Source organism: Allobosea sp. P4_C6, assembly GCF_056402015.1.
Genome location: NZ_JBFUIF010000034.1, coordinates 38,914 through 45,111 on the forward strand (window position 1 = coordinate 38,914; position 6,198 = coordinate 45,111).

The following is a 6,198-nucleotide window of genomic DNA, read 5'->3' on the forward strand; positions in this document are numbered from 1 at the left end:
TTTCGCAGAACCATCTTGCGCATCGCATTCCACACCCCGCTCAACCTGTTCGACGATGGCGGCGTCTCCGGCGACCGGCGCATGGCGCGCCAGCTCGTCGCCGCACTGGAGATGCTGGGTCACGCCGTCGAGCCCGTCCGGACGAGGCGAGGCTATATGCGCAGCGCGGAGCGGAGCTGCTTCGATCATCATTGCGACGAGGCGCAACGGCTGCGCGAAGGCCTGCTGGCAGGCTACCGCGCCGGCGCGCCACGCCCCGATCTCTGGTTCACCTATCACAACTACTACCGCGCGCCGGACCTGCTCGGCCCCGAGATCGCGGCCGCCCTCGACATCCCCTATGTCACGGCGGAGGCGAGCGACTCCGAACGGCGTGCCTTCGACGAGTGGAGCGCCCAGACCGAGATCGTCCGTCGCGGCCTCTCGGCAGGTGATGTCCATTTCTACTTCACCGACCGCGATCGCCAGGGCCTCGAGCCCTGGCGCCAGCCCGGCACCGCCCTGCTTGAGCTCCCGCCCTTCATCGCGTTCGAGAACGAGCCTCCGCGGCCGCGCGACCATGCCGGCCCGTCGCGCCTGATCACCATCGCCATGATGCGGGAGGGCACGAAGCAGGCCAGCTATCTGGCGCTCGCCCGCATTCTCCACCGCATCCCCGGCGAGGATTGGCGGCTGAGCATCGTTGGCGATGGCCGCCAGAGAGCCGAGATCGAGCAGGCCTTCGCCGACCTGCCGCCGGGTCGCATCGACTGGCTCGGCCTGATTCCGCGCGAGCAGGCCCTCGACGAGCTGGCAAGGCACGACATCTTCGTCTGGCCGGGCATGCGTGAGGCCTATGGCCTGGTCTATCTCGAGGCGCAGGCGGTGGGGCTGCCCGTCGTCGCCTTCGACAGCGGCGGCGTATCCGCGACCGTCATGGCGGGGCAGACGGCGCTCCTGGCTCCAGAAGGCGATGAGGCGGCCTTCGCCGACGCCCTCACCGCGCTGCTGCGCGACAAGGGCCGGCGCGAGCGGATGGGAACGGCCGCGCGGCGCTTCGTGCTGGAGGAGCGCACGACGGCGCGCGCCGCCGGGACGCTCGCCGAGGGTCTAGACCTTGCCTGTCGTCACCGCCTCGAAAAGCTCAAAGCCGTCAGGCCTGCGGCATCATGAGCGAAACGCACTGGCAGGCACTCTCGCAGGAGCTCGACAACTGGCAGTTTGCCGGCCGGCAGCTCCGAATCTGGCTCCGCGACGACGACGCGATCGCCCCGAGCCGGGCGCTGACGCGGCTCTCGGGTTTGGCCGAGCGCCATGGCGCCCACGTGCTGCTGGCCGTCATTCCGATGCTGGCCGAACCGGCCCTCGCTTCGGCCTTGCGCGCAATGCCCCTGCTGCGCCCCTGCCAGCACGGCGTCTGGCATCGCGATCATGCCCCTGGAGGCGCCAAGAAGTCGGAATTCGGCATCGAGCGCGAGGCGCAGATCGTCGACGGCGAGATCGCGCAGGGGCGCGACCGTCTCCACGACCTGATCCGCAGCGATACCCTGCCGATCTTCGTGCCGCCATGGAATCGTATCGACCCCGGCCACGCCGCCCGCCTCGGCAGCCTGGGCTTTTCCGGATTGTCCTGCTTTCGCGGCTATCGCCACGGCCCGGCGGGCGGCCCCCGGCTGCTCAATACGCATGTCGATGTGATGGACTGGCATGGCGGCCGCATCGGGCGCCGTCCGGACGAGCTCCTGCCTGAAATCGCCGCGCTGCTCACGGGGATGCGGGAAAGCGGCTCGGAGCGGACGGCCACGCTCGGCCTGCTTCTCCATCACCGCGATCACGACGAAAACGCCTGGGCCGTCCTCGACGATGTCCTGCGTCTTGCCGCCGCTCATCCCGCCATCCGCCTGGCCGATCCGGCCACGCTCCTTTCCCCCGTCGCAGTCGCTTCGCATCAGCCGATGTAATCACTGCGCGAAGCGGCAGGCCGGGCTTGGTAGACAGAGATCGCCGCGCTATAAGCCCCTTAGAATTGTCTGCAGCTGCGTTCGTCCTCGCCAAGAGGTCGTCTGGCCTTTGTGGGGGGCGGCGTCCGATGTCTTCCAACGTCGTCGATCTGGCCGGAGCCGAAAGGGCCCCGCGCAGTTCGCATGCTCCGCGCGTGCTGATCTACAGCCACGATACCTTCGGGCTCGGCCATATCCGCCGCTGCCGCGCCATCGCCAATGCGCTGATCGCGAGCTTCCCGCACATCTCGGTCATCATTGTTTCCGGCTCCTCGGTGGTCTCGAGCTTCCAGTTCGGCGACGGCATCGACTATGTCCGTATTCCCGGCATCGAGAAGCAGAGCGACGGCCGCTACGAGCCGCACCACCTCAATCTCGATCTGAGCGACACGCTCCGCCTCCGCTCCGACATCATCAAGCAGACCGTACTGTCCTTCGACCCCGATGTGGTCATCGTCGACAAGGAACCCGTCGGCCTGCGCGGCGAACTGAAGCCGTCGCTCGACATCCTGCGCCGCCGCGGCGCGCGCATCGTTCTGGGTCTCCGCGATGTCCTCGACGATCCCGCGACGCTGCTGGAAGAGTGGCGTCACAGCGGCGCCCTCGAAGCGCTCGACACCATCTATGACGACATTTTCGTCTACGGGCTCGAGGATATCTATCAGCCGCTCGCCGGCCTGCCGGATCAGGATCGCTTCGCCGAGAAGACCCGCTATCTGGGTTATCTGAAGCGCGCCGTCCCAAGTCCGATGCCGCCCAACCGCTACCCGCGGATCACCAAGCAGCCCTTCATCCTCGTCACGCCCGGCGGCGGCGGCGACGGTGCCGGCGTGATCGACTGGGTGATCTCGGCCTATGAGGCCGACCCGACCATCGCGCTTCCGGCGCTGATCGTCTTCGGGCCGTTCATGTCCCGCGAGAAGCGCAAGGATTTCGCCGAGCGGATCGCCCGGAACCCGAAGCTGGAAGGGCTCGGCTTCGAGCCCCGTCTCGAATTGCTGATGAATCGCGCGCACTGCGTCGTGGCGATGGGCGGCTACAACACCTTCTGCGAGATCCTCTCCTTCGACAAACCGGCCCTGATCGTGCCGCGCGTGAAGCCGCGCCTCGAACAGGCGATCCGCGCGCAGCGCGCCGATGAGCTCAGCCTGATCGAAATGCTCTGCGACCCCTCCCAGACCGGCGAAGGCGAGCGCGATCCGCTCGTCATGGCCGCCGCCCTCCATGCCCTGCCGAAGCGGCAGCCGCCCTCCCAGGCCTTCGTTCCCGATCTGCTCGAAGGGCTGCCGGCACTCAGCCGGGCGCTCGCCGACGACCTGTCGCAGCAGGTGCGCGGCCGCGCCCTCGCGCAAAGCGCTGCGACGAGCTGATCCAGCCGCTCGATCCGCCTCGCGACGTCACGCCGCTGGCCAATGCTCAAGCGCCGTTCTAGAGGCTGTCTCCCATGACGTTTTCGAACACTCTCGTTTCCGTGGCTGTCGGCGCCGTCGCCATCGTGCTGCTGCTCGGCCTCGTCAACATGCTGCGGGGCGGCAGCGCCAACACCTCGCAGAGGCTGATGCGGCTGCGCGTCGTGCTGCAGTTCGTCGCCATCATTCTCATCGTCATCGTGCTCTGGTGGCGCAACGGCTGACGCGACTGCGACCTTTCGCATAACAGACTGATATTATTTGAATTTCAAGCACGTGAAGGTGTGGACGAGACCTCGGATCGAGCGGCTCCGCCACATTCCGGACACGAGTGTGTGTGCTTCACTAACGCCTGCCTGCCCTCTCATCGCCGAAGGCCCATGGTTCGCGTCGCGTTGCTGCTTCTTGCCGTTTGCCTGCCCGTCTTGTCCGCTGCCGCGCAGACCCGCTCCCTGTCCGGCAGCGTCTCCAGCTACGCTCCGGCGACCGAAGCGCCCGCCCCGGCCTGGGAAGCGCGCATCGGCGCCGGCCTCGCCAATCCCAAGGGGCGCGAGAGCGGACTGCTGAACATGGGGGCGGAACTGCTCACGCCCCGTCTGATCCCGCTGCAGGACCGCATCGCCGCAGCCTTCATCCCGCGCTTCAACCTGGGCACCAGCCTGAACGTGAACGGCACGCGCTACGCCTATGCCGGCGCGACCTGGACATTCGACGTCACGCGGGATGTCTTCGTCGAGGCCAGCCTCGGCGCTGCCCTGAACGACGGCAAGACCGGCGCGGTCGTCCCCGAGAATCGCCTCAACCTCGGCTGCAACACCGGAACGCGCGAGGCCGCGGCTCTCGGCGTAAGGCTGTCCGACCGCTGGAGTCTCGTCACCACGCTCGAGCATTACAGCACGGCCGGCTGTTCCGACCGGACCGGCTCCTCCACGCGCGGGCCGGCCAATATCGGCGCCCGGCTCGGCTATACTTTTTAGCGGCCGGACCGCGCGGAAACCGCGCTTCCGTCCCGGCCGCGCCGCGCTATAAGCGTGGCATGGTCAAGCTCAACCGCATCTACACCCGCACCGGCGACGACGGCACGACAGGGCTGACGGCCGGTCCGCGCCGCCCGAAATACGACCTGCGGGTCGCGGCCTACGGCACGGTCGACGAGACCAATGCCTGCATCGGCCTGGCGCGGCTTCACGCTGCGGCGGAGGACGCCGAGGTCGATGCCATGCTCGGCCGCGTCAGCAACGATCTTTTCGACCTCGGCGCGGACCTCTCCACGCCGGAGACCGGCAAGCCCCTCGCCTTCGAGCCGCTGCGGATCGTCCAGGCACAGGTCGACCGTATCGAAACCGAGATCGACCGGATGAACGAGAGCCTCAGCCCCCTGCGCTCCTTCGTGCTGCCCGGGGGAACGCCCGCGGCGACGCATCTGCATCTCGCCCGCACCGTCAGCCGCAGGGCCGAGCGGCTGATGACCGAACTCGCCGCGACGGAAGACGAAGCAGTCGGCGCGCCCGCGCTCAAATACATCAATCGCCTCTCGGACTTCCTGTTCGTCGCCTCCCGCTTTCTCAATGCGAAGGCCGGCGGGGACGTTCTCTGGGTGCCCGGCCAGAACCGCTGAGGCGCACATGTTCGTCCCCCTGCATGACGGCGTGCCGCTGCGCTTCATGCGAACGCCCTACATCACCTACGGACTGATCTGCGCCTGCATCGGCGCCCAGATCGCGCTGCGCTTCTGGCCCGGGGAGGCGCGCGATCTCGCGATCATGGCGGGCTTCGGGATGATCCCCTCGGTCCTGTTCGGCACGGCGCAGTTGCCGGAAGGCCTCGCCCATCTGCCGCCCTGGCTGACGCTGTTCAGCAATGTGCTGCTTCACGCCAATCTGGCGCACCTGATCGGCAACATGCTGTTCCTCTGGGTCTTCGGCGACAATGTCGAGGACGCTATGGGTCATGCCCGCTTCCTCCTGTTCTTCTTCCTCTGCGGCCTCGGCGGCTCGGTCATCCATGCAGGGATGTATCCGGATTCGGAGCAGCCGCTGATCGGCGCCTCCGGTGCGATTTCCGGCGTCATCGCCTCCTATCTGATGCTCTATCCCCAGGTCCGCATCTGGGGCGTCGCCTTCAACTGGATCCCGATCCGCGTCCCGGCGATGTACGCGCTCGGCGGCTGGATCCTGCTGCAGGCAGGTTCCGCCTGGTTCGAAACCCAGGGCAATGTCGGCTGGTGGGCGCATCTCGGCGGTCTCGCCACCGGAGCAGTGCTGACGCCGCTGTTCATCCACCGCAGCGTGCCCCTGTTCGGCCGGCGCCCCATCGGTGGGTGAAGCCGCGCGCTTTTGCCCCTCGGCCCCGGCATTGGATGGCGTTGACAAGCGCAAACGGGCGTCGTTACGGTCCGTCCGCATTCCAGCCGAGGGCCGCGATGCCGCCATCAAGCCGTCTCCGGCGGCGCGGCGCGCGGCGCATCTCTTCTGAACGGTGATCTGACGATGAAGATCTTGGTGCCCGTCAAGCGGGTGGTTGATTACAACGTGAAGATCCGCGTTAAGGCGGACGGTTCGGGCGTCGAGCTTGCGAATGTGAAGATGTCGATGAACCCGTTCGACGAGATCGCGGTGGAAGAGGCGTTGCGCCTGAAGGAAGCCGGCAAGGCGACCGAGGTGGTGGTGGTCTCGATCGGTCCGGCGCAAGCAGCCGAGACGATCCGCACCGGTCTGGCGATGGGCGCCGATCGCGGCATCCTGGTGAAGGTCGACGGCATCGTCGAGCCGCTTGCCGTGGCCAAGCTGCTGCAGAAGCTGGTCGAGCAG

At 67.4% G+C, this 6,198-nt stretch carries 8 protein-coding genes; all 8 read left to right on the forward strand.

What is annotated here, in order from left to right; genetic code table 11:
* Positions 1–15: 15 nt before the first annotated feature.
* Entirely contained in the window at positions 16–1,152 is a 1,137-nt protein-coding gene (locus AC1DVA_RS20700; protein WP_476807110.1) for a glycosyltransferase family 4 protein, read from the forward strand.
* The gene (locus AC1DVA_RS20705) at positions 1,149–1,940 is read left to right on the forward strand and encodes a polysaccharide deacetylase family protein (protein ID WP_476807111.1); all 792 of its coding nucleotides are present in this window, start codon (positions 1,149–1,151) and stop codon (positions 1,938–1,940) included. The genes AC1DVA_RS20700 and AC1DVA_RS20705 overlap by 4 nt, the downstream gene beginning before the upstream one ends.
* A 128-nt stretch (positions 1,941–2,068) precedes the next feature.
* The gene (locus AC1DVA_RS20710) at positions 2,069–3,349 is read left to right on the forward strand and encodes a glycosyltransferase family protein (RefSeq protein ID WP_476807112.1); all 1,281 of its coding nucleotides are present in this window, start codon (positions 2,069–2,071) and stop codon (positions 3,347–3,349) included.
* A gap of 74 nt (positions 3,350–3,423) precedes the next feature.
* Positions 3,424–3,612 (forward strand): twin transmembrane helix small protein, encoded by a 189-nt coding sequence (locus AC1DVA_RS20715; protein WP_265050194.1) that lies wholly within the window; start codon positions 3,424–3,426, stop codon positions 3,610–3,612.
* 156 nt (positions 3,613–3,768) lie between these two features.
* Complete coding sequence (locus AC1DVA_RS20720) at positions 3,769–4,365, forward strand: acyloxyacyl hydrolase (RefSeq protein ID WP_265050195.1); 597 nt, start codon at positions 3,769–3,771, stop codon at positions 4,363–4,365.
* A gap of 59 nt (positions 4,366–4,424) precedes the next feature.
* Positions 4,425–5,006 (forward strand): cob(I)yrinic acid a,c-diamide adenosyltransferase, encoded by a 582-nt coding sequence (locus AC1DVA_RS20725; RefSeq protein ID WP_265050196.1) that lies wholly within the window; start codon positions 4,425–4,427, stop codon positions 5,004–5,006.
* A 7-nt stretch (positions 5,007–5,013) separates the two neighbouring features.
* Positions 5,014–5,712 (forward strand): rhomboid family intramembrane serine protease, encoded by a 699-nt coding sequence (locus AC1DVA_RS20730; RefSeq protein ID WP_476807113.1) that lies wholly within the window; start codon positions 5,014–5,016, stop codon positions 5,710–5,712.
* A 165-nt stretch (positions 5,713–5,877) separates the two neighbouring features.
* Positions 5,878–6,198 (forward strand): electron transfer flavoprotein subunit beta/FixA family protein (locus tag AC1DVA_RS20735; protein WP_476806044.1); only part of this gene is annotated, 321 nt, incomplete at its 3' end.

What these genes read in the sequence shown, in the direction of transcription:
- AC1DVA_RS20720 (WP_265050195.1), top strand. Translation starts at nt 3,769, where the DNA reads ATGGTTCGCGTCGCGTTGCTGCTTCTTGCCGTTTGCCTGCCCGTCTTG.
- AC1DVA_RS20730 (WP_476807113.1), top strand. Translation starts at nt 5,014, where the DNA reads ATGTTCGTCCCCCTGCATGACGGCGTGCCGCTGCGCTTCATGCGAACG.
- AC1DVA_RS20705 (WP_476807111.1), top strand. Translation starts at nt 1,149, where the DNA reads ATGAGCGAAACGCACTGGCAGGCACTCTCGCAGGAGCTCGACAACTGG.
- AC1DVA_RS20715 (WP_265050194.1), top strand. Translation starts at nt 3,424, where the DNA reads ATGACGTTTTCGAACACTCTCGTTTCCGTGGCTGTCGGCGCCGTCGCC.
- AC1DVA_RS20710 (WP_476807112.1), top strand. Translation starts at nt 2,069, where the DNA reads ATGTCTTCCAACGTCGTCGATCTGGCCGGAGCCGAAAGGGCCCCGCGC.
- AC1DVA_RS20725 (WP_265050196.1), top strand. Translation starts at nt 4,425, where the DNA reads ATGGTCAAGCTCAACCGCATCTACACCCGCACCGGCGACGACGGCACG.